The organism is Photobacterium nomapromontoriensis (genome assembly GCF_050336815.1).
GTDB lineage: Bacteria > Pseudomonadota > Gammaproteobacteria > Enterobacterales > Vibrionaceae > Photobacterium > Photobacterium nomapromontoriensis.
The window spans coordinates 43,717-68,359 of sequence record NZ_JAKJSL010000016.1; the positions used below are offsets into that span (position 1 = coordinate 43,717).

21 protein-coding genes are annotated in these 24,643 nt (G+C 43.0%); 12 read left to right on the plus strand and 9 right to left on the minus strand.

Features of this window, described 5'->3' with window-relative positions; genetic code table 11:
• Positions 1–33: 33 nt before the first annotated feature.
• Entirely contained in the window at positions 34–957 is a 924-nt protein-coding gene (locus L4D12_RS02115) for a PAS domain-containing protein (RefSeq protein WP_428446169.1), read from the minus strand.
• Between the two features lie 374 nt (positions 958–1,331).
• Between L4D12_RS02115 and L4D12_RS02120 the strand changes: the two genes are divergently transcribed.
• The 5 genes from L4D12_RS02120 (at position 1,332) to L4D12_RS02140 (ending at position 5,805) form a co-directional block, all read left to right on the plus strand.
• A complete protein-coding gene (locus L4D12_RS02120; protein WP_428446170.1) occupies positions 1,332–1,961 on the plus strand; it encodes a CDP-alcohol phosphatidyltransferase family protein in 630 nt (209 codons plus the stop codon).
• A gap of 12 nt (positions 1,962–1,973) precedes the next feature.
• On the plus strand, positions 1,974–2,921 hold the full coding sequence (locus L4D12_RS02125; protein ID WP_428446171.1) for a phosphatidate cytidylyltransferase: 948 nt from the start codon (positions 1,974–1,976) through the stop codon (positions 2,919–2,921).
• 9 nt (positions 2,922–2,930) lie between these two features.
• Complete coding sequence (locus tag L4D12_RS02130; protein WP_428446172.1) at positions 2,931–3,578, plus strand: lysophospholipid acyltransferase family protein; 648 nt, start codon at positions 2,931–2,933, stop codon at positions 3,576–3,578.
• Between the two features lie 5 nt (positions 3,579–3,583).
• Positions 3,584–4,186, plus strand: coding sequence for a hypothetical protein (locus tag L4D12_RS02135; RefSeq protein ID WP_428446173.1), 603 nt, complete (start codon positions 3,584–3,586; stop codon positions 4,184–4,186).
• Positions 4,187–4,452: 266 nt separating this feature from the next.
• Complete coding sequence (locus tag L4D12_RS02140; RefSeq protein ID WP_428446174.1) at positions 4,453–5,805, plus strand: leucine-rich repeat domain-containing protein; 1,353 nt, start codon at positions 4,453–4,455, stop codon at positions 5,803–5,805.
• A gap of 90 nt (positions 5,806–5,895) precedes the next feature.
• On the opposite strand, the gene L4D12_RS02145 is transcribed toward L4D12_RS02140, so the two are convergent.
• From L4D12_RS02145 to L4D12_RS02160, 4 genes are all read right to left on the minus strand, one after another.
• Entirely contained in the window at positions 5,896–7,392 is a 1,497-nt protein-coding gene (locus L4D12_RS02145; RefSeq protein WP_428446175.1) for an FGGY-family carbohydrate kinase, read from the minus strand.
• A 105-nt stretch (positions 7,393–7,497) separates the two neighbouring features.
• Positions 7,498–8,490 carry an ABC transporter permease gene (locus tag L4D12_RS02150; protein WP_428446176.1) on the minus strand — a complete coding sequence of 331 codons (993 nt, stop codon included), beginning with the start codon at positions 8,488–8,490 and terminating at the stop codon, positions 7,498–7,500.
• The gene (locus L4D12_RS02155) at positions 8,487–9,986 is read right to left on the minus strand and encodes a sugar ABC transporter ATP-binding protein (RefSeq protein WP_428446177.1); all 1,500 of its coding nucleotides are present in this window, start codon (positions 9,984–9,986) and stop codon (positions 8,487–8,489) included. The genes L4D12_RS02150 and L4D12_RS02155 overlap by 4 nt, the downstream gene beginning before the upstream one ends.
• Positions 9,987–10,040: 54 nt before the next feature.
• Positions 10,041–10,961, minus strand: a complete 921-nt coding sequence (locus tag L4D12_RS02160) for an ABC transporter substrate-binding protein (protein ID WP_428446178.1) — start codon at positions 10,959–10,961, stop codon at positions 10,041–10,043.
• 314 nt (positions 10,962–11,275) lie between these two features.
• Between L4D12_RS02160 and L4D12_RS02165 the strand changes: the two genes are divergently transcribed.
• From L4D12_RS02165 to L4D12_RS02190, 6 genes are all read left to right on the plus strand, one after another.
• Positions 11,276–12,271, plus strand: coding sequence for a LacI family DNA-binding transcriptional regulator (locus tag L4D12_RS02165; protein WP_428446179.1), 996 nt, complete (start codon positions 11,276–11,278; stop codon positions 12,269–12,271).
• A gap of 208 nt (positions 12,272–12,479) precedes the next feature.
• Entirely contained in the window at positions 12,480–13,553 is a 1,074-nt protein-coding gene (locus L4D12_RS02170; protein ID WP_428446180.1) for an alcohol dehydrogenase catalytic domain-containing protein, read from the plus strand.
• A gap of 32 nt (positions 13,554–13,585) precedes the next feature.
• Entirely contained in the window at positions 13,586–15,178 is a 1,593-nt protein-coding gene (locus L4D12_RS02175) for an FGGY-family carbohydrate kinase (RefSeq protein WP_428446181.1), read from the plus strand.
• 196 nt (positions 15,179–15,374) lie between these two features.
• Positions 15,375–16,070, plus strand: coding sequence for an L-ribulose-5-phosphate 4-epimerase (locus L4D12_RS02180; protein WP_428446182.1), 696 nt, complete (start codon positions 15,375–15,377; stop codon positions 16,068–16,070).
• Between the two features lie 49 nt (positions 16,071–16,119).
• Entirely contained in the window at positions 16,120–17,016 is an 897-nt protein-coding gene (locus tag L4D12_RS02185; RefSeq protein WP_428446183.1) for an L-ribulose-5-phosphate 3-epimerase, read from the plus strand.
• 129 nt (positions 17,017–17,145) lie between these two features.
• The gene (locus L4D12_RS02190; protein ID WP_428446184.1) at positions 17,146–17,409 is read left to right on the plus strand and encodes an FxsA family protein; all 264 of its coding nucleotides are present in this window, start codon (positions 17,146–17,148) and stop codon (positions 17,407–17,409) included.
• A gap of 81 nt (positions 17,410–17,490) precedes the next feature.
• Here the strand turns inward: L4D12_RS02190 and L4D12_RS02195 are convergent, their stop codons facing one another.
• The 3 genes from L4D12_RS02195 to L4D12_RS02205 form a co-directional block, all read right to left on the minus strand.
• The gene (locus tag L4D12_RS02195; RefSeq protein WP_428446185.1) at positions 17,491–19,368 is read right to left on the minus strand and encodes a methyl-accepting chemotaxis protein; all 1,878 of its coding nucleotides are present in this window, start codon (positions 19,366–19,368) and stop codon (positions 17,491–17,493) included.
• A gap of 245 nt (positions 19,369–19,613) precedes the next feature.
• Positions 19,614–20,126, minus strand: a complete 513-nt coding sequence (locus tag L4D12_RS02200; protein ID WP_428446186.1) for a hypothetical protein — start codon at positions 20,124–20,126, stop codon at positions 19,614–19,616.
• Between the two features lie 132 nt (positions 20,127–20,258).
• Entirely contained in the window at positions 20,259–21,236 is a 978-nt protein-coding gene (locus tag L4D12_RS02205) for a GlxA family transcriptional regulator (protein WP_428446187.1), read from the minus strand.
• A gap of 126 nt (positions 21,237–21,362) precedes the next feature.
• On the opposite strand from L4D12_RS02205, the gene L4D12_RS02210 reads away from it, so the two are divergent.
• Positions 21,363–23,216, plus strand: a complete 1,854-nt coding sequence (locus L4D12_RS02210; RefSeq protein WP_428446188.1) for a beta-ketoacyl synthase — start codon at positions 21,363–21,365, stop codon at positions 23,214–23,216.
• A 131-nt stretch (positions 23,217–23,347) separates the two neighbouring features.
• On the opposite strand, the gene L4D12_RS02215 is transcribed toward L4D12_RS02210, so the two are convergent.
• On the minus strand, positions 23,348–24,640 hold the full coding sequence (locus L4D12_RS02215) for a DEAD/DEAH box helicase (RefSeq protein WP_428446189.1): 1,293 nt from the start codon (positions 24,638–24,640) through the stop codon (positions 23,348–23,350).
• Positions 24,641–24,643 lie beyond the last annotated feature (3 nt).

Below are 24,643 nucleotides of genomic sequence, written 5' to 3' on the forward strand. Positions count from 1 at the left end.
AGAAAAGTAAATGGTTATGTTAGTAGCTATTAATTAAATATGGTATTTATGAGCTTGTTGTTTCTGTTTGTACATTTCTTTATCAGCATTGTTAATTATATGAGATGGTGAATATGTATCTCCAATAAACAAATTAATGCCAATACTTGCTGAGATATTTAACTTTATTTCACCAAAAAAATAACTACCACCTAATATTTTAATTATTTTTTTTGTGATTTCAGCCGTATATTTAGTAGCTTGTTCTAATTTTGTACCAACCTCTTCCAGAAGAATAATAAACTCGTCGCCACCTACTCGTGCGATGGTATCTGTATCCCGCAGATGTAAATTCAAACGATTAGCAATTTCAATGAGTAACTGATCTCCAACTTTATGACCATATATATCATTGACTAATTTGAATTTATCTAAATCGATAAATAGAACAGCACAGTAGGCACTATGGCGATTGCTACGATACTGAGCTTGTTCTATTCGCTCAATTAACAAGCGTCTATTGGGTAAATGGGTAAGGGGATCGGTGAGAGCTAAGCTGCGTACTTCATGTTCAATATGCTTCTGATAAGTTATATCAGTAGAAATCCCCAATATTGCCACTATTGTTTTGCTATTAGTTTTGTCATAGATCGGTGTTTTAACTTCTAAATAGACTTGCTGACTACTACCAGGCTCTCCGACATAAACTTCTTCCTGTGTACTTTCACCATTTAGTACACGTAAATCAATGTCACGTAAAATTTTCACAGTATCTGAAGGAAAAAAATGATTATCATCCATGCCTATTAGTTCATCAGCAGAGCAACCAAATAAATCTAGAGTTATTTTATTTGCATAAATGTAACGTGATTCTCTGTCTTTTATATAAAAGTAAACAGGGACATTATCCAGTGCTAAGCGCAACTGAACGATATCATCAATCACGTATAGCTTGTTTCGCAAAATTGAATCTTCCATATACAAATACCCAATCGCCACACAATGAACATTTATTTCCTAATACATACTACTATCTGATATCAATAGATGACAATAGTTAGAGCTATAAACAATCTTAAAGAAGATTGTATTAGTTGCTTAATATTGGTGAGTGTCACACTTCGGAGGTGAATTCAGGGGTTCTAAATAAGAAAAAGTTCTAACGTAGAAAATAGATATAACATAGTTAGATATGCAGCCTCATTTATAACTACAAAAGTCATAACAATTTGTTCTGTTACGTCTATAGCCATTCATGAACTTTGCGATGCAAAACTAAGTTATTGGTTTTCCTGATATGCCGTGTTTGTGGATAAGATATTATAGCGCCGTGTTCTTAAAAGGATTTTAAGATGGCTTCTATTTATCAACTCAAACCTGCTTTTCAAAACTTACTGCGTCCATTGGTCGAAAAATTGGCGAAAATGGGCGTCACCGCTAATCAAGTAACGTTGTTTGCGTTGTTGTTAAGTGCGGCTTTAGGCGCTGCGATTGTGATTGCACCACAATCTCAATGGCCACTGTGGTGTGTACCGTTTCTGCTTTTTGTTCGTATGGCACTCAACGCGATTGATGGCATGCTTGCCAGAGAACATAGCATGCAGTCTGATTTAGGGGCCATTTTAAATGAGCTTGGTGATGTACTGGCTGATACGGCGCTCTATCTGCCTTTTGCGTTACTGGCTGGCTTAGATCCTGCGGCGGTAATTTTAGTCTGCGTACTTGCCATCATCAGCGAAATGACAGGGGTCATCGGTGTGCAAATTGGTGCTTCGCGTCGTTATGATGGCCCCATGGGGAAGAGTGATCGTGCCTTTATTTTCGGCGTGATTGCCTTGCTGTTAGCCAGTGGCTGGGGAAATTTTGCTTGGCTGAATGGTGGATTATGGGTGGTTGTGGGCTTGCTAGCGATTACCGTGATTAATCGTGCCCGACAAGCGTTATGTGAAAAGCAGGCATTGCTCGGACAACAGGGACTATAGAAGGGACAAATAATGGATTATTTCACTTCTTTAACGATGGGCATGAAAATAGTACTCGGTGCCATTTTGGCCGTGTTGTGTTTTGCGACAGGGTTAGTGCATTGGCTCAAATGGCGTCATTCTGAGCGCGACTATACCGAGCTTTGGCTACGAATCCGATCTTGGTGGGTGATGGTATTTATCTTCTGTGGTGCGCTTATTGCCAGTCGTACTGTGGCTATCGCCTTTTTTGCCCTCATCAGCTATTTATCACTCAAAGAGTATTTATCGATAATTCCTACCCGTCGTGCTGATCGTCGCGTTCTCTTCTGGGCATATTTAGCGATACCCATTCAATTTTTTTTGGTGTGGATAGCGGATTACGGTTTATTCATTATCTTCATACCCGTTTATATGTTCTTGCTGCTACCAATGCAAATGGTGATAGTCGGTGAAACGAAGCATTTCTTGCGCGCTGCGGGGACGATTCACTGGGGGTTGATGACCATGGTATTCAGTATTAGTCACCTCGCGTTTTTACTTGCTCTGCCAGAGCACAGGGATGCGTTATCTGGTGGTGCCGGTCTGGTGCTCTACTTAGTTGTGCTTACCCAGTTTAATGATGTCGCGCAATATACATGGGGGAAGTTACTGGGTAAACGTAAGATCATTCCTAAAGTTAGTCCGAATAAAACCTGGGCGGGCTTTATCGGCGGTATTTTGACTACCACCGCAGTTGCGATAGCACTCGCACCATTATTAACGCCGATGGAATGGCCAATGGCAATTGCTGCAGGGCTGATCATTGGTATCGGCGGCTTTATTGGGGATGTGACCATCTCAGCCCTCAAGCGTGATCTGCAAATCAAAGACAGCGGAAATTTACTGCCTGGGCATGGTGGCATTTTAGATCGTATCGATAGCCTGACTTACAGTGCGCCGCTATTTATGCATTTTATTCGCTATTTTTACTACACATAAGGTGAGATCATGAATGCGCTCAATCGTGCTCTGCGGTGGTTGTTTTACCGTGTGTTTATCCGCTCTATTCTTGCCTTAGTATTAGGAATGAATATTCGGCGACGTGATTTACTGCCAAATGCCGGACCTATTATATTAGTGGCTAATCATAACAGTCACCTTGATACCATGGTGCTGATGAGCTTGCTCAATAATGAACAGCTTAAACGCGCCAAGCCAGTCGCGGCGATGGATTATTTTCTTAAGAATAAGCTGTTGGCATGGTTTGCGCTTAAGATTGTTGGGATTTTACCTATATCACGTCACAAAACCCCTGATGTCGATCCGCTGAGTCCTTGTTACCAAGCGTTGGAAGATGATCAGATCTTAATTTTCTTTCCTGAAGGTAGTCGGGGAGAGCCGGAAACGCTCAGCCAATTTAAAGGCGGCATTGCTAAATTGGCCGCAAAATACCCGCATATACCCGTGGTACCCGTGTTTTTACACGGGCTTGGAAAAGCCTTACCCAAAGGAGACTGGTTACTTGTGCCTTTTTTCTGTGATGGTTTTATTGGTGAGCCTCTTTATGGCCAAGAGGATCGCCACGCTTTCATGCAGACTTTAGAGCAGCGCTTTAATGTGCTGGAAAAGGAAGGGAAGTTTGCCGAGTGGGATTAAGACAAGTGATACGACAGAAGGTGGGTGCTACCTTATCACAGACAGAGCAAACGCATACCTTACGTTTAGGTGAGCGTTGTATTGCCGGTTTGTGGGGCGTGGCGGAAGCGACCTTCTTTTTTATTATCCCAGATGTGTACTTGACCTACTTAGCGCAGCAGTCATACCGCAAGGCACTCTATGCTTGTGGTTTGACGTTGCTTGGGGCATTAATCGGTGGTTGTTGGCTATATTGGCTGGGTACAGACTCGCTAACGTTGACTGAAGTACGAATCTTGATGGGGAAGATCCCGGCTATTTCGCCTGATCTCGTCGCCAGTGTGTCTCAGCAACTCAGCGAGCAAGGTGTCATTGCAATGTTGTTTGGGCCGTTATCAGGTACACCCTATAAACTGTATGCGCTACAAAGTGCCAGTGCGGGTGTTCCATTTATTACTTTTTTGCTGGTTTCTATTCCAGCTCGGCTATTTCGATTTGTTATCTTGGTGACAGTGACTTATCTGCTGACGGCCTTAGTGCGTCGTTATAGTTCGATTAACCCACAGTGTGTACTTATTGTCTCTTGGCTGATTTTCTATGTTTTATTCTTTTTGAAAATGCCGCACTAATTCGTTGAGTATAGAAGATGGAATTACAGCAAATGTTTATAATTTTTGGTACGGAATTCTAGCCGTTTGATTTAAAAAGATTTGTGAAATATGCAGAGTTGTAGTAAATTACTCAACTCACTGTTTGATAACGTTAATTTCCGATTTTGGCTGTTTATACGTTTATTCTGTTACTAATATAAACCCTTTGTATATTGTTGTCTTATGCGTACGTTATTGCATATTGTCAGTCATATCAAATTATTATTGATTTTGGTTTTTAGCTTATGATTTCACGTAAAAGAACGATCATCTTATGTACTGTAGTAACAGTCACGCTCTTTGGTGCTTATTTTTTGTATCAATTATTTGTGACTAGTATTAAATTTAAAGATCCTAACTTTGAAGCATGTGTATTAAAAAAAGGAAAAATAATCAGTCAAATATATTCATTAGAATGTAAAGGTAAGATTAAATCATTCTCAGGTATTGAGCGTTTGTCAAATTTAACGATGTTTAGCATTATCAATAGTGAGGCAGAGAGCATTGATCTTTATGAAAACAAAAATCTTAGGGCATTTTATGCTAGAAATACTGAACTAGCTAATATTAATCTTCCAGACGGCGAGGAATTAACTAGCATCGAAATCAGAAAAAGCTTACTTACGGATATTGATTTATCCAAAAACGTAGCTCTTCGTGTGCTGAAAATTACAGATAGTAAGTTGAAAAACATTGGTCTAACAAATAATAGAGCCCTTAATATTGTTGACTTGACGAATAACGATATTAATGAAATTTCAGGGTTTAACCGTCAGCCATTAACCAGGCTGAAACTTAGTGGAAATAAATTAACCAATATTGATCTTTCTATGGTTTCTGATTTAGAGGTCCTTGAGATTGAAAACAATAAGCTAAAAAAAATAGATTTATCAGGTGTTTGTAATATATTTCTTGTGAATATCACTACTGATCATGGCGTTGAGCTTAAATTTAAACAATTTGAGCATGTTGAAAATGTGCCAATTTTAGATGAAAAATTCAAGCAATGTATCATTTCTAATGGGTATAAAAAAGTCAATGAAGTGGTAAGCTTAAAATGTAGATATAAAGAAATAGAGTCTGTGATCGGTATTGAATATCTCTACAACCTAAAAGATATTGATATTGTTTGGAATAGCCTTGAAGATGTCGATTTAAGAGCAAACAAACTAAATATAATCAATGCAACCAATAACATGATAAAAAACATTCAACTTGGTGATAATCCAGAACTTGAATCATTATCTTTAGGCGGGAATAAAATAGAAAATGTTGATTTATCTGGCGTTGAAAATCTTGAGTATTTGACGATGTGGGATAATAAATTAAAACGTATTAATGTAAGTCATTTAAAATCACTTAAATCGATTTATGTTGGTGCAAATGACCTTAAAGAAATTGATGTAACAACTCTCAGTGATCTTACACGTCTGTATGTTAATGATAATAAAATAAGACACATTGATTTGAGTGGAAATAAAAACCTAAATGTATTTGTAGCAAAAAATAATATGATCAAATCATTAGATTTGAAAAACAACTCAAAATTAACAAAAGAATATACGGATCTTGATGAAAATGTGAAGGTGACTCGATGATACTGTGATGGAGAGGTAACTATTGATTAGCGTAAGCCACTCAGTTTTTGATAAAACGCCAGCCGATGCTGGCGTTTTTCGTTTAGGTCTCTAACAAAAACCTGAAATTTTTACGCTTAGCATGTCGTTTAGGGCTAAATAGCGTTGATATTTTTCTCGCAGATATTCATGTTGAGAGGAAACCGGATCGATACAAGTGCCGGCCTGATAGGTGTGTTGCATGGCTTCATTGAAATCAGCAAAATATCCGGTCCCCACCGCTGCGCAAATAGCCGCCGCTTTACAACCTGTTTGTTTATCTTGCGAAATCTCAATCGGCAGGCCCGATGCAGAGGCAAACATCGTCATCCAAGGTTTAGATTGCGTTGGACCGCCATTCATCCGAATCACTTGCGCATTAGGTGTTACTGCTAATACCTTGTCTTGGTTGATTAAATGGGAAAAAACGATACCTTCATAGATAGCATTAACCACATCGCTGTCGGTGTGATGCCCCTCTAATCCCAATAATCCCGCAGGCATACCGAGTTGATAGTTTGAACCATATAAATACGGCAGATAGAAAAGTGAAGAGGGTGTGCCAGTTTGCAATGTTTTTTGAGTATTTTCGACAAAGGCATTGCATTGTTCGAGCGATAAGTGGCGAATAAGGTGACTATGCCACCATGCGAGATTACTGGCAGAGGTCGGAGATCCCTCATGGACAAAATACTGACCGGGTATGCAGTAATTTCCCCATATGTAAGGATGTTCATTTTCTGCGATTTGCGTAGAGAGTGCTGTGGCAATAGACCAGGTTCCGGCGGCGGCGCTGATCACGGTGGCATCGTGTAATCCCGATGACACGGCAGTGGCGACTACATCAAACATGCCGCCAACGACAGGCGTATCCATTGCGACCCCGAGTTGGCTTGCCGCTTGTGCGGTGACAAAGCCTCCCACCTGTGCCGATTGAATAATAGGTGCGAGTTTATTCTGGCACTCTTCGATGCCAAAATCAGCTAGCAGACTCGTGTCGTAATTGCCGAATTCGAGGTTATATATATTACTGCCTGAGATGTTAGTGATCTCTGCACTTCGTTCACCCGTCATGCGGAAACGAATGTAATCGTGGACCATTAAGATAGTATCGATTTTATCGTAGTTACCCGGTTCGTTTTGCTTGAGCCAAGCCAACAGTGAGACAGGGTGTCCGGTCCAGAGCTGCTGCCTGCCTTTGCGGTAGGCTTTCTCATCAATTCCCGCCTCTTTCCATGAAAGCACTTGATTTAATGCCCGGGTGTCACTTGAAACAATACCGTTTCGTACAGGGTTCCCATGTTTATCAATGGCATATAACCCTTTACCATGTGATGAAAAGCCAATGCCTGCAATCTCGTTGCTGGCGACACAAGCTTTAGCGATCACGCTTTGAGTGACATGGCAAACTGCTTGCCAGAGTTGTTCCATGTCTCGTTCCGCAAAACCGGCGTGGTCACTTAATAATTCGGTAGCATACTCTTCAACAGCAAGCTCATGCCCGTCAGTATTATAAAGACCTGCCTTTGTAACTGTTCCACCAAAATCGATACCTAAGAAATAGGCCATGCTTCCTCCAAACCTGTTTTCTATTTGGGAATTGCTCATATTCCAAATGGCAAAAGTTAAGAACCGTTCTGTTGATGAACGGTTCAGGCTTTGACTGTGTTGTGGTTAGTTACGACGACGTTTATCTGTACCGACGTAAATTGCGACAAGAATAATGATGCCTTTGATGACGTTTTGAACGTAAGGAGAGATACCGACAAGGTTAAGGCCATTGTTCAGGACACCGAGTAGCATTGCGCCGACTAATGTACCGATAATGGCACCTTTACCGCCGCTCATGGCTGCACCACCCAGTACAACAGCTGCGATTGCATCCAGTTCAAAGGCGACACCAGCATTGGGCTGACCACTCATCAAACGAGAGGTCAGAATAAGCCCTGCGATAGCAGCGGTAAAGCCACTAAGTGTGTACACCATCAGGGTCACTTTAGGGACTTTGATACCACTTAATCGGGCCGCTTCTTCATTACCACCTAATGCGTATACATGACGACCAAAAGGCGTGTGGTTTAATAACAAGTAAGCCGCGATGTAGACGATAAACATGATTAAAATAGGGGTTTGCAGGCCCATTACGTCGCCACGGCCAAAAAAGTTAAAACTTTGTGGTAGACCAGAGATAGGGTAACCACCGGTGTAAATTAATGCTAATCCGCGCGCGACTCCGAGCATGGCGAGGGTAACAATAAATGCTGGCATTCTCGCATAGGCAATCAAGAAGCCATTTATCCCGCCGAGTAGAGCGCCTAAAATTAAGCCCAGTACAATCGCGAGAGGAAGAGGCACACCCGTGACTATCAACCCTGCAGTGATAGTACCGGATAGGGCCATGACAGAACCCACAGAGAGATCGATACCGCCAGTTAAAATTGCACACGTCATGCCAACAGCGATGATAGCATTAATGGAGACTTGCCTTGCAACGTTGGTCAGGTTATTGGTTGTCAGGAAATTATCACTGACTAATACCATGATCATAAAGACGGCGAGAAACCCTAGCAGTGGAAAAAAGACAGGATGCTGAGACCATTGTTTCAACAGCTGTTTCCAATCGATGGATTTATTGGTCGATGGTGTAGAGCTAGAGATAGTGTTCATGCGGCGTTCCCCGTAGCGTGTAGCATTATATTATTAGACTCAATGTCTTCATCGGTGAGTTCAGCAACAATTTGACCTTCTTTGAATACCGCGACGCGGTCGCACAGGCCGATGACTTCTGGTAATTCCGATGAAATCATAATGATGGCGATTCCTTTAGCCGTTAGTTCGCGCATTAGATCGTATATTTCGGCTTTTGCTCCTACGTCGATCCCTCGTGTTGGTTCATCAAAGATAAGGATGCGGCAATCATTGTTTAGCCATCTAGCAATCACGACTTTCTGCTGGTTTCCACCACTTAAGTTATTAACTGGTGTATCAGGGGTGGGGGTCTTCACCCGTACTTTATTGATGAGCGATCGTGCCTTGTTATTTTCTTTGTTCTTATCAATGAAAAATTTAAATGTCATCTCTTCACTGAAGTTGTTCAGTGTGATGTTGTCTCTGACGCTAAACGAAAGAATAAGCCCTTCTGTTTTACGGTCTTCTGGTAAAATACCGATACCTTGTTTTAGTGCGACAGCTGGTGAAGAGAAGACGACTTTTTGGCCTAAGTATTCGATGTGTTGTTGGTTGGGTTTATCTGCACCGATAAGCGCTCGTACTGTCTCAGTCCGACCGGAACCGACCAAGCCCGCGAACCCTAATATCTCCCCTGGATAAAGCTTAAAGCTGTTTACGGGGCCTTGTTTTTCAAGCTGAAGAGCTTCAACATTTAAGACCGGAGTCTCACGGATAATGGTTAAGCTTTTGGGCGGAAATGAGTTTTCGACCCGTCGCCCAACCATCATTTCAACCAGTTCATCGATATTCGTATCAGCAGTAGCAAGCGTGTCGACATACGTTCCGTCACGCAAGACAGAGATGTTGTCACAAATCTCGAATATTTCCTCGAGATGATGAGAGATAAAAAACATACCGACACCTAACTTTTTCAGATCAAGCATGATACTGAATAAGTGCTTAGCTTCTTTGGGCGTCAGGGTTGCGGTAGGCTCATCGAGAATGAGAATGCGGGCATTCAATGACAGCGCTTTTGCGATTTCAACAAATTGTTGTTCAGCGATACTGAGTTGTTCAACTGGCACAGTAAGATCGATGTCGATCTCTAACCGCTTGAAGATCATCGCTGACTTTTTAACCATGCGTGGACGGTCGAGAAAACCAAACCGATTCTTAAGTTCACGATTTAGGAAGATGTTTTCGACCGCATTGAGGTAGGGGATAAGAGAGAACTCTTGAAAAATAATTCCTACACCTGCATCAATCGCATCTTGATACTCTTTGAATTTCACTTGGTTGCCATCAATGTAAATATTACCAGTATCATTGGAATAGATACCGCAAAGAATTTTCATTAATGTTGATTTTCCTGCGCCATTTTCACCCAGTAGGGCATGGATCTCACCTTTATCAAGTGAGAGATTGATATCGTCTAAGGCTTTGACCCCAGGAAACGATTTACTTACCCCAGATACTTCGAGTAATTTGGTCATAAGAACTCCATCCTCAGAGAACGCCCCCTTTACTTAAGAGGGCGTAGTTTGATGCTACCAAGCAAAGCCTTTTGCGTTTTCATTGGTGATTAGTTTGACTTCAACGGGCACAACGGTTGGTATATTTGCGCCCCATTTTTTAGCCAAGGCCATACCTAAACCAATGCGGACTTGATCTCGAGGGTATTGTGCAGACGTCGCGATAAAGGGGGTATTACCTTTCAGGATCGCTTCAACGGCTTCTGGATGACCATCCACTGACACTAACTTAACATCACGGCCTGATGCTTCAATAGCGGCCATGGCCCCCATCGCACCACCATCATTGACGCTGAAAATACCGTCTAGTTTAGGTGCTGCTTGCAGCATGTTTTCTGTGACGTTAAGTGAAATTGAGCGGTCTTGCTGGCCATTCTGTTTAGTGACGACCTTGATTTGAGGGTACTCTTTCATTGCGGCTTCAAAACCACGAACACGCTCTAGAATTGGCACAACAGGGATGCCATCAAGAATGGCAACTTCGCCTTTACCGTCTAGGCTATCTGCCAGAAATTTCCCCGCTAAATAACCCGCATCGTAGTTTTTAGACCCGACAAATGAATCAATTGGCCCTTCAGCTTGTGCATCGATGGCAACGGTGATCACGCCAGCTTCATGCGCGGAATAGACTGCAGACTGAATACCCACCGAATCAGTAGGATTGAGCAATAAGATGTCGATATTTTTTTGTAGCATATCTTCTACGTCACTGATTTGTTTAGCAACATCATGGCGAGCATCAGTGATGATTAATTTTGCCCCAATATCGCTAGCGGCCTCTTCTAGAGACTCTTTCATGGTCACGAAATATGCATTGTTCATTTCCTGAAAGGACATGCCAATGGTGATTTCTTCTTTTGCAGTAACAGCAAAAGACACTCCAAGCAACGCAACCGCAGTGGAAATATACGTCAGAGGTTTATGTAATATGGACATGGTTAACTCCGTTTATATAGTAGGGTGATGTTAACGTTAACAATTTATCTGCCATTAAAATCGAAAAATCGATTAATTGGGTTTATTTTATTACTAATGACAACGTCAACATGAAATGTAAAATATAGGAGCAGCAGATTAAAAACTGTGATTGTGAACAGAAAATGAGCAGATGGAACTATGTGCGTAAAGGATACGTGATGAAAGTCGCGCCGCTGAAATATACGTTCTGTCGTTGTAAAGAATACAGTTGTGTATTTCTGTGCTATAAAACCGAGTTATAAACCAGTGAGTTTTAAGGGGATTTCTACTCGATGGATACAAAAAAAAACAATACTACCATTGTCGATATTGCGAAACGCGCCAATGTCACCAATATTACGGTTTCGCGGGCGTTTAACAAACCTGAACTGGTTAAGCCTGATACTCGTGAGCGAATATTATCTATTGCAAGAGAGATGAATTATTCACCCAATGCGTTTGCAAAAAATCTTAAAGGGCAGTCGAGTAATATCATAGGTATGGTGACAGACAGTACGTTTAACCCAGTGTATGCAGAAGTCACGAAAGCGGTATGTCGTGCAGCAGATGCCAAGGGCTACACGGTGATGATTTTTGATACAGGTGGCAGTGTTGAGGCTGAATCACGCGCCGTGTCAGCACTGTTTAGTTATAAGGCTGCTGGTATTATTCTGTCAGTTGTACATGATAATACCAATTATAATCCTTACTATATTGAACAGGCAAAAGCCTACCGTATTCCGTTAGTATTGCTTGACCGAGATATCCCCAATCAAACTTTGCCAGGGGTGTTTTTGAATAACATTGAGCTAGGCGTGAAAGCGGGTAAATATCTGGTATCTCAAGCTGACAACGAAATTCTTATTGTTGGCGGGCCGAAAGATTCAGAGATCACTCAAGATAGGGTGGCGGGTATTCTGGGCGCAATGCACGATACGGACACTCGTATTTCTGTGATTTATACCGATTATAAATATGAAAATGCATTGCCTATGATTACTCAAGCACTGAGTTCGGGTTTGTATAATCCACAGCGTATTGTTGGGGTCAATGGCTTGATCACTTTGGCAGCAGTACAAGCAACCCGAGATGCTAAGCTTAAATTACCGCAGTTTTTCTCTATTGATGAGGTGCCACATGCCAAAACATTTGGGATGGCGATCCCATGTATTGCTAATGATCCGTCAGCGTGGGGGAAGAGTGTTTCTGAATTGTTGTTTGAGTTGATCCATACTGGTGAGCAACCTGCAAACTCTCGGATTTTTATCAATGGTGAATTAATTGCGTAATTTGATCCGGTTCATATTTTACGTTCCAAATTCTCTTTAGCGATAAAAGTGCTGTTGAAGTCACGAAAATATCAGTGGCTTTGATCAAAAATGACAACGTCAACATTATCTGTTTTTAAATACTTAATGTTACCTGATACGCTGTAAGTTACGTCTCATAATCTATTTTTTTACGCTTTTATGTTAACGTTAACATAAGGATATTATCATGAAAAACGTACCTGAAAAAATGAAAGCATTAGTTTGTCACGGGCCCAAAGATTATCGCTTAGAAATGATTGATACTCCGAAACCAGGGGCAAGAGAATTACTCATTAAAGTGACAGCTTGTGGCATTTGTGCTGGTGACGTTAAGTGTGAATCTGGTGCTCAGATGTTCTGGGGTGACGACCCTTGGGTGAAGACGCCAGTTGTACCTGGGCATGAGTTTTTTGGTGTGGTGGTTGCTTTCGGTGAGGGCGCTGAAGAACATTTTGATGTGCAAATGGGCGATAGAATTCTTGCTGAGCAAATTGTGCCTTGTAATAAGTGCCGTTTTTGTAAGTCAGGCAAATACTGGATGTGCGAAGTACACAATATCTACGGTTTCCAGCATGAAGTCGCTGAAGGGGGCATGTCGGAATACATGCTATTTAAAGAAACATCCATTGTGCACAAACTGCCGGATGCTCTATCTGTTGCAGACGCTGCGGTTATCGAGCCAATGGCATGCTCAATTCATACCGTAAACCGTGCAGACGTGCAATTTAATGATGTGGTTGTTCTCGCCGGCGCGGGGCCATTAGGGCTTGGTATGGTGCAAGCGCTGAAATTGAAGACACCGAAAAAACTGATTGTCATTGATACCATTGATGAGCGATTAGATCTGGCTAAACGCTATGGTGCCGATTTGGTGTTAAATCCACTGAAAGAAGACGTAGTGGCAAAAGTCAAAGCGTTAACCGATGGCTATGGTTGTGACGTATACATTGAAGCGACAGGCGTGGCACCGGGAGTAACGCAAGGTCTTGATATGATCAGAAAACTGGGGCGTTTTGTGGAATTCAGTGTATTTGGTTCAGAAACTACCGTTGACTGGTCCATCATTGGTGACCGTAAAGAATTGGATATCCGCGGCGCTCACCTTGGTCCTTATTGCTATGAAGTGGTGATTGATTTATTAGAACGAGGATTAATAACCTCTGAGGGTATTGTGACTCACGAGTTCGCTTTAGATGATTGGCAAGCAGCATTTGAAGTGGCCCACGGTGCTGAGTCAGTCAAGGTTCTTCTCAAACCATAGCGGATGCGTTCACTATAAAATGGAGTGTAGTTATGAGTGTAGTTATTGGCATTGATATTGGTACGCAAAGTACCAAAGGGCTGGTAATGGATGTCACTGGCCGAGTGATCGACAGCGCCAGTGTGAGTTATAAGGTCGAAACACCTCACGCGTTATGGGCGCAGCAATGGCCTGATGTTTGGCTGAGTGCGGTCAAATCAGTTATCCATACATTAGCTCATAGTGACAAGTTTAACGCTAAAGAGATCAAAGCCATTACGGTGAGTAGCCTATATGGTGGTTCTGGTATTGCGGTCGATGAAGAGTGCCGAGCATTGTATCCATGCTTAATTTGGATGGACCGACGAGCAGAAGATGAAGTTGAATGGATTAAAACCCATGTTGATCTTGATAGGCTTAAAGCCATTACCGGAAATGGTGTTGATAGCTACTACGGTTATACAAAAATATTGTGGGTGAAGAATCATCAACCTGAGGTCTGGGCTAAAACGCGTTATTTCTTACCGCCAAACGCTTATGTCCAATATTGGCTAACGGGTAATCTTGCCGTTGACCACAGTTCTGCCGGAAATATTGGTGGGGTATACGATATTAAAAATCGATGCTGGTCGGTTGAAGCACTTAATATGCTGGGTATCCCTGTTTCTATGATGCCTGAGCACTTAGTGCCATCGGATCATATTGTTGGGTATATAGATAGTGAAATGGCGCTTGATCTTGGTTTACCTAGTGGCGTGCCGATTGTGGCTGGTGGCGTTGATGCGGCGGTAGCCACGCTTGCGGCGGGGGTGGTTGCTCCGGGCTGTCATGTTGCAATGATGGGCACAAGTATGTGTTGGGGATTTTTAAACCCAGATGTGGATGCAAAACACGGCCTGATCAGCATGCCACACGTTGCGAATGCCCTAGAGGATAATTACATCTTTGGTGGTGCGGCGACAGCGGGAGCCTCTGTCAGCTGGTTTAGAGATAATTTTTGTCAGGAAGAAATCAGGCTTGCGTCGATAACGGGAGATGATCCTCATTATTTATTAGAGCAGCAAGCTAAAGCTATTTCTCCTGGGGCAGAAGGCGTTCTTTATTTACCCTACTTAATGGGGGAGCGGAGTCCGATTTGGGATCCAAAAGCGTCGGGCACCTTCGTCGGTCTATCACTCAATTCAACGCGTTTCCATCTTTATCGAGCCGTACTGGAAGGCGTGGCATTTGCGCTTAAACACAATATTGAATGTGGCCAAAAAGGCGCGAGAGTGTTGGATGATGAGTTGATTGTGGTGGGCGGAGCGGCATTCTCACCGCTGTGGGTACAGATCATCGCGGATGTGACGGGATACCCTGTCCGAACGATAGAAGAACAGGTCGAAGCACCACTTGGCGGGGCATTCCTAGCGGCGAAAGCTGTTGGGTTAGTCAGTGATTATGAGCAGATAAAATCATGGTTCAGTTTATCAAAAGCGGTGATGCCGAACCCTCTTTCTGTTGCGCATTACGAGCAATTATTTGACGTGTATAAATCGTGCTATCAAAACTTGAAACAGGATATGCATGCGTTAAAAGCGCTATCGCAACGTGTGGTGGAACTAAACCAAGAGCCAGTAGCCGTCCCTGCGCTAGAGGAGGCCTGATTTATCATTTAGGGCAAAGTGTGTTCAGGCTAAGTTCTTTGAACCTACCCGCACCTTTGCCTTCATTGTACATTAGTCGGGATGCATCCCAGTCATTGTCTAAATACAGAGACATCAGCGCTCAGTCAGCAGTATGGCAGGCATGAATGCTTGATGGTGACGACAGAGTTATCTGTATTTAATCGAAGGAATCATCATGTACACGGAATTAAAACAACGAGTGCTTCACGCAAATTTATTGTTACCTGAATATAAATTAGTCACGTTCACATGGGGAAATGTCTCTGAAATAGATCGTCAAAAAGGAGTCATTGCAATTAAGCCATCTGGCGTTGAATATGCTCATATGACACTGGATGATATTGTGGTGATTGATTTAGCGGGTGAGCGTATCGAAGGGCGGTTGAATCCGTCCAGCGATACCGAGACGCATATTGAATTATACAAAGCGTTTCCTGAGATAGGTGGCATCGTTCATACCCATTCTCGCAGTGCCACAATTTGGGCTCAAGCAGAACAAGACATACCGGCTCTTGGTACCACACATGCTGATTACTTCTACGGCGATATACCGTGTACTCGTCGATTACGGCAGCAAGAAATAGCCGAACACTATGAGAAGCACACTGGTACCGTGATTGCTGAAACGTTTTATCAGCGCCAATTGGATTCTCAAGCGATACCTGCGGTTATTGTGGCGGGGCATGCACCATTTGCATGGGGAAAAAATGCAATGGATGCGGTGCACAATGCTGTCGTGTTGGAAGAAGTGGCCGCTATGGCACTGGCGACACGAACACTCAATAGCGGAATTAAGCTGCAACCTGAACTGTCACAAAAACACTATCTGAGAAAGCATGGTGACGGCGCTTACTATGGCCAGCCATCATGAATGGTTTGTAGTGAATGATGCTTTGTAATGACAATAGAGGGAAGGACTTATGTACAATAATGTGTTCAGACATCGTATTGGTTTGTACGAAAAAGCGTTGCCAAGTTATATTGATTTAAAGCAAAAATTAGCAATGACTAAAGATCTGGGTTTTGATTTTATTGAATTGTCTATCGATGAAAGTGATGAACGTCGAGCCAGATTAGACTGGGATGATGATACGGTGTACCAGCTACGCCGATGGTGTGAGCAATTCCAGCTGCCTATTCAATCTATATGTCTGAGTGTTCATCGTCGATTTCCATTTGGTTCACGTAATTCCGCTATTCGGGATCAGGCGAAGATTCATATGGAGAAAGCCATAGCGCTTGCCTATAAATTGGGTGTTCGTACAATTCAACTGGCTGGTTACGATGTCTATTATGAAAGCTCAGACGCAGAGACTCATCAGCGATTTATTGATGGGATGAAATGGTCGGCATCATTAGCAGAAAGAGCAGGTATTATGCTTGCTGTTGAAATTATGGATACCGATTATTTAAATTCATTGAGTAAGTTTGCAGCACTCAATCGTGAAGTGGATTCTCCATTTTTTAATGCTTACCCTGATGTAGGGAATATTTCAGCATGGAATAATGATGTCGCTGCTGAGCTTCGAACGAGTCAGCAGAGCATTGTACAGATACACCTTAAGGATACACGCTCAGTGACAGATGAAAGTGATGGTCAATTTCGTGATCTGATTATTGGTGAAGGTGATGTCGATTTCGATACCATTTTCAGTACGCTGAAAGCAATACAATGCAGTGTTCCTTTGGTGGTTGAAATGTGGGCTAATGATGACAACTGGCGTGAAAATATTGTCACCGCACAGCAGCGATTGAATGCATCTTGTGAGAGGGCAGGTGTTGATCTTTTATTTCAATTGAAGGCTTGTTGCGCCTAATAGACCGTGTCTGATCTAAGGTAAGTGACTGAAAATATGATGCGGCGAATAATAAACAAACTGTTCATCAGTGGTTCATTTTCGCTGTCATACACTGCTTACTATCAAAGAAGGAAAGAAAGGTCAGATATGAAAAACTTCATTGCTAGTGTGTTTGCTCTTGTACTTGGTTTCTTTACTGTTACTTTCGCTGCCGTAATGGGGCTGTTTATTGGTATTGCTGCGTTGATCGCCAAACCATTCATTAAAAAGAAATTGAGTGCTGCGTATAATGAAGCGCTAAAGCAGCAAGGTTATGGATCTCAAGAGTCTCAAGGGTCTACCATTGATGGTGAGTATGAAGATGTGACGCCTAAATCGGCGGGTCACTCAGGAACCCATCGGTTAGCGTAAGGCTATTCAGTTTAAAAAAACGCCAGCGACTTCAATTGCTGGCGTTTTGCTTTTGAGATATACCCAGTCACGTATCGGTGATTATATCTTGAACTTGTTCACTTCGTTGCCAAGGTGGCTGGCAACCTCATTCAGATCTTTAGCTAACACTTGAGATTTTTGCGCCTCTTGTGATAGACGTTCTGAAAGATCATTTACCGCTTGTGTATTACGGCTGATTTCTTCAGTGACCGCCCGCTGTTCTTCGGCGGCGCTTGATATTTGGGTCGACATATCAGAAATATGTTCGATAGATTCAGTGATTTTCTCAAGGGCCGCGGTAGCATTGTTCGCTTCGTCAACACTCTCTGTTGCCATGGTCTGGCTTTGCTCCATCGTGGCAACGGCGATTTGTGTATTGCGCTGAAGCGTTTCAATCATGCCATGTATTTCTTGTGTTGAGCTATGAGTTCGCTGTGACAATACGCGGACTTCATCGGCTACCACGGCAAATCCCCGGCCTTGTTCACCTGCGCGGGCTGCTTCAATGGCGGCATTTAACGCGAGTAAGTTTGTTTGCTCTGCAATGCCCTGAATCGTTGACAGAATGGTGTTGATCCCTTGTGCGTTTGAATCTAACTCCCGAATAATTGTAGCGGCGTCTTCAACATGCGTTGCAAGTTGAGTGATGGACTGCTGATTTCGAGTGATCACCGCCTTACCTTCATTACAACTCTGGTTCGAGGCGACCGCTGCACTTGCTGTTTGCTCGGCATGGCTTGCGACTTCTTGAGCTGTTGCCGACATTTCATGAATGGCTGTTGCAACTTGTGATATTTCACCCAGTTGCACTTGAATCGCCTGACTGGCTTGGCAAGCGACATCGTAACTGGATTTTGCTTGTACAGACAGCTCTTCAGTTGCACCCGATATCCCCGTAACGGAAATATGTAATTTCTCGATAAAGGCATTTACGTGTCTGCCCAGTCGTCCAATTTCATCATCTTGATCGATGTGAAGGCGATGAGTTAAGTCGCCATTACCTTGTGAGAGATCTTTCATCGCTTCCGATAATTGATTCAGTGGATTCAAAGCTCGGCCAACCAAGAATAGAGCAGCACAAATGACGATGATAATTTGGATTAACGTACTGAGCAGAGAGTCCAGTAAGGCTTCATCGACCTGTTTAAAGAATTTATTCTGATCCAGAATAAGCATGAAATACCAGTCTGTGCCGGGTACTGCGCTGATTTGGACAAGGTTCTCTACCTTGCTGATTGTCATTGGCTCCAGTTCACTATTTCGGCTTAATGCCTGCAGATGTGACGGAGTCAATGAACTGTTAATAATTGTGGATGGTTTTAATGTCAATGATGCGTCAGGGTGGGCAATGATTTCGCCTTCACCGTCAATCAGTACGGCATACATCCCCTCTTGATTAATTGCCAAAATATCTTTTACGAGTGTCTCAATTGATACATCGCCGGCAATGACGCCTTTATTCATGGTGGCAGAGAAGGGTTCCGCGACAGTGATTACCAGTTTGCCTGTTGAAGCGTCAATGTAGGGGGTGGTGATAATTGTCTTTTGTGCGGCATTTGCTTTTTGATACCAAGGCCGCTGTCGTGAGTCAAAGTCATCAGGGAATGAAATGTCTTTACTTGTAATGACTGCACCAGTATCTACCCCCACATAGATCAGATCAAAATTGCCAGCTCGCATAGTTTGCGCCAATTCAGGAATAGGCTCAGCACGATGATTAAAAGCGGCCACTGTCGATTGAATGATCACGGCTTTACTTTTTAGCCATTGGTCAATGGTGGTGAGTGTTGCTTGGTTGACAGAGGTAACCAATTGTTGCGTTGAATGCTTGGCATCTGTCGTCAACCTTTCATGGGTTAACCATGTTTGCATTGCGGATATAGATAAAATGATGATTGCGAATGCTAAGCAGAGCTTATGCTTGATGGATAGGTTCACTGAACGTCCTTTTACTACGTATTTGGCTTATAAGTGGCAACGTATTCCGTACGAATAATTACATTGTCGGTAGACTTTGTATTTTACTAATGATAATTGTATCAATGTGATTTATATTTGAGCTACATATCACAAAACTTGTTTCAAATAATATTCTTAGTCCTGTGATAGTATCGGATATATCTTATTGGTATAGATTCTATATTCCATTTGTGTCTTATTATTCATTGGATTATGGTGCGTGATTAGTATTGATAAAATGTATTCATACATTGAAAAAAGTCATCGATGTCTTTATTTTTGACATTAAATCGGTATTTCCCCGCGTTTCCTACTAATTCGAAGTGTCCGTTATCATTACTGATTGATCGGGTGAATATGTCGAATGCTTGCTTATCGCTGGTACCGCCTAACATGACGAGTCTTGAAACCGTGTGTGCGGTGCCATTGTTTCGCCAGTTCACAGTAAATATTTTATGAGGTCGACCCGAGCGGTTATAGCTGATGTTCTCAAACCCTGTAGGGTGGCTAATATCTGTTTTCAGGGCGACAAAACGGTGGCGAAGTGTATTGTCTGTGATGACGGCAAGTTGCAGATTTGGTTCATATTGGTTCTGGTTATTTTTTACCAGATGATAGATATCTAATCGGCATTTTTCTTCGGTCAGTAATGTACTGCTGGTTGGATGAATTTCAGCGAGTACACTGCAACTGAATAAGCTAATAATTAAGCCAGCAGTAAAATATAGAGACCACATGCAACGTTTTTCCTGATTAAAGACTACCGTAAGCATAGTAATAGCATTAGGTGGTGATGTCTTAGGTCCGCAACAGCATAAAAACGTGCACTCATAATGCCTGATCAGAGGGCGCTTAGGTACAGTATAGGCCTATGGATTATAGATTTTGGCTTTTACCATTCGACGATATTGGCTCGGTGTCAGGCTGAACTGCTGTTGGAAGCGAGTCGAAAAATGGTAGCTATCTTTATAGCCGACGTGTTCAGCAACATCTTGTATTGACATGCCGAAATCACGTAACAGTTGTTGGGCTGTATCAAGCCGTAACCGCAGCAGGTATTGATGTGGCGTTTCACCAACTTGATCCTTGAATTTACGATTAAATGTACGCAATGGTAATTGGCAGTGATCGGCGGCTTTTTGTGCCGTGATAGGTTGTGAGATATTGCGTTTCATCCAATCCTGAGCAAGGGCGATCGATTCATCAAATTGTAGCTGTCCACCAATCTGATAAAACGGTTGCTGATTTGATTTTGAAATCTCGTGACCAAAGTGTGTTTCAATCGTATCGGCAATTTTTTGACCAAAATACTCAGCAATAAGATAAAGGACCATCTCTGACTGCGAGTTAATACTGGTCGTGCAATATATTCCATTCGCCGCGGTGATCGATGCCTGTCGATTTAGCGTCACTTTGGGATAGCGGATAGCGAAATTATCATAGTAATACCAATGTGTAGTAGCGACTTGATTATTCAACAACCCCGTTTCTGCCAACCATATTACACCCGTACCTGTGGCAACGAGCTTCGCACCTTGCTGATATTGCTGTTTGATCCAAGGTACGATGTTGGGTGCTCGACGGACAGACTGTAGAGGGTTGCCCCACATTGGCGGTAAGATCAAAATATCGAATGGCTGGTTGTCATCATAGGTAATATCAGGCTGAAGGCGAAGACCGGCGGTGACTTTTGTGGGGCCGAGTTTTGGCGCAATGAGTTTTATCTCTAGCGGGGAAAGGCGTTGTTCGGTACGAGACCGCAGGCTGGATGCGCTGCTTAACATTTCTGCTGCGAGAGAAACGCCAGTGATTAATGCGCGTTCGTATAATAGAAATCCAATTTTCATAATGGAGTAAATAACCTAATTATTGCATATTTGGCGCATATGACAGTCATAATGGCATAAATGACAGGTGAATGAACAGTGTAAATTGGTAATCTATACAGACTAAAGATTAAAAGCAGGTTAAAGATGACAAAGTTACCTCTCATTGTCGGATTCGGTGGTATGAATGCTGCCGGACGCAGTTCTGGCTTTCATAGTTACAAGCGCATGGTGGCAGATGTCTTATCGGATGCTGATATGCAGTCAACGTGGCAGGATCTTGCTTGTAGAATGATGGGCCTATCCAAAGATACCAGTATTGATGCTGAGATAATTGATGCGATAAAAGCCGGTACATTGGTGCGTCGTATTGAATCTTTTGATCCTGATAGCCTGCTTTATCAATATAAAGCGTCATTGAGTAGTAATGACCAGATTACCTTTACCCTGCGTAAATCTAAAATGCCAACACGTATTCCTGAGAACTGGCAGGTTGAAGAGCAGGGTAGCAAAGTACAGATCACCGTAACGGATCAACTCGATGCGTTGCTAGAAGATCGTGTGGCATTTCCTGTCTCTAGCGGCGGTAATATCCCGAGCGGATTTGATCCAGGTAAGCTGTATAATTCCCGTTTTCATCCTCGTGGTTTAAAACTGGCTGTATACGGCGCTTCGGATGCGCTGAATTCCATGGGGATGGACTGGAGTGAGATCCTTAAGCATATAGAGCCCGATCAGGTTTCTGTTTATGCCGGTAGCGCGCTGGCACAAGTTGACGACCAATCGCTTTCCGGGATGTTAGCGGCACCACTGACTGGCGGGCGTGTAAGCTCAAAAATGATGGCATTGTCTTTAGCGGAAATGCCTGCCGATTTCATTAATGGTTATGTCATTAATAGTATTGGCGCCACAGGAACGAACATGGGGGCCTGTGCGACATTTTTGTATAACCTTCGTCAGGGTATGCATGATATTCAGAACGGCCATTCACGTGTTGTGATTGTGGGGAATGCAGAAGCTCCTGTTGTGGCTGAAATCATGGAAGGTTTCCGTGTGATGGGCGCTCTGGCAGAAGATGAGCAACTGAAAGCGTTGGATAACAGCGATAAAGTGAACAACCGACGCGCCTGTCGACCTTTTGCGGCCAATGCCGGTTTTACCATGGCTGAATCTGTTCAGTTTGTCGTGCTGATGGACGATGAACTGGCACTTGAACTCGGGGCTAATGTGTACGGTTCTGTCGCTGACGTATTTATCAGTGCAGACGCCAATAAAAAGTCTATTTCTGCGCCCGGTGTTGGTAACTATGTCACCATGGCTAAAGCGACTGCATTGGCTCAAGCAATTCTCGGCAAAGAAGGTGTTAAGCAAACGTATGTACAAGCACACGGTACGGGTACGCCACAAAACCGAGTGACTGAAAGTCATATTCTGAACGAAATTGCAAAAACATTTGAAATTGATAACTGGCCTGTTGCGGCAATCAAATCGTATGTCGGTCATTCAATGAGTAGTGCGTCCGGCGATCAGCTAATAGCGTCATTAGGTGTTTGGCAGTACGGTTGGATCCCCGGCATTCAAACCATTGATCATATTGCTGATGATGTGCATCAATCAAACCTGAATATTTTAACGGAGCACTTGTTTGCTGGCGATAAAGGGCAGGATTATAAAGCGGTCATTCTTAATGCGAAGGGTTTTGGCGGTAACAATGCATCAGGGTTGGTTTTATCACCACAGCAAACAATGCAAATGCTAGCCAATAAATATGGTCAGGCAGCGCTAGAAGCCTACTCGTTGAAAAATCGTAATGTATTTCAAGTGGCACAAACGGCAGATATTGATGCTTGTTGCGGCATAGAAAACATTCGTTACCACTTTGGTGACAGTGTAATGGATGAAACATCAGTGACATTGTCACAGTCGACAATCAGCCTAACGGCTTTTGGTAAGCCAATATCGCTGGTGAAAAATAATCCATATGCAGATTACATGTCCTGATATTGATGTACTTCAGTCTAATAACTTAAAGTGTGTTATGTCAGTTCGATAAAAAACGGGTTAGCCAATTGGCTAACCCGTTTTTGTTATTGAATCATCAAAAACTTGATGTCATGGTGATGTAGTCGTGATTACTTTTTAAGTTTACTGATTTTTGACTTGTTCAATACAGCACGGCGTAAACGGGCACGACGTTCAGCATCAGACTGATCGGTTGGGTTATTCGTGCGGCCTCGGCGATCTTTGAAAGCCGGCTTCTTATGCATTTTTTCAAGCAGAGCATCGCGGTTTGCTGGCTCGTAACCTTCTAATTGAACACGACGGATACGTTGCTTGATCAGGTTTTCAACCTGAACCAGTGTTAATTCTTCGTCGCGACTAACAAAGGAAACGGCATGGCCTTGTAGTCCAGCGCGACCAGTACGGCCGATACGGTGTACATAGTCTTCAGCTAAGAATGGCATGTCGTAGTTAACGACATGCGGTAGGCCTTGGATATCCAAGCCACGGGCAGCCACTTCAGTTGCAACCATCACACGTGCTTTACCTGTTTTAAATTCATCAAGCGCGCGACGGCGTGCGCTTTGTGCTTTATCACCATGGCAAAGTACCGTTTTAATGCCATCAAGCTTAAGTTCTTTAACCAGTTCATTAGCCGTTTCTTTGTAGTTTACAAAGACCAGAACCTGTTGCCAGTTTTTCTTACCAATCAGTTCAGAAAGCAACTCACGCTTGCGATCTTCATCAACAGGGTAAACCACGTGCGAGATGGTATCTGCTGTCGCATTTTCAGGGCTGACAGAAATACGGATTGGTTTACGAAGAATATCGCCTGCTAATTTGTTCATCTGGCTAGAGAATGTTGCAGAGAACAGCATGGTTTGAGGTTGGGTACGTACATCCGCCATGATACGGCGAATATCAGTGACAAAACCCATATCAAGCATGCGGTCTGCCTCATCAAACACTAAAAACTCAAGGTTAGCTAATGTAACGTTTTTTAGCTCCATGTGTTCAAGCAAACGTCCTGGTGTGGCGACAAGGATATCGACGCCTTTTTCAAGTACGCGCTCTTGTGAAGACATCTTAGTACCGCCATAAATGGCAGCAACACTCACATCTGCGTATTTAGTGTAATCTTCAATGTTCTTGGCAATCTGCGCGACAAGCTCACGAGTAGGTGCAAGGATCAGTGCGCGAACATTGAAACGGCCGCGAGATTTAGGCGTATCAACGATCTGTTGGATAATAGGGAGAGAGAACGCCGCTGTTTTACCCGTACCCGTTTGAGCGTTGGCAAGAATATCGTTTCCGCGACGAGCGTGTGGGATCGCTTGTTTTTGGATTGGCGTTAATTTCTCGTAACCGCACTCAGTAAGTGCGCGGACAATTTCCGGAGAAAAGTTTTGTGATGCAAATGACATTCT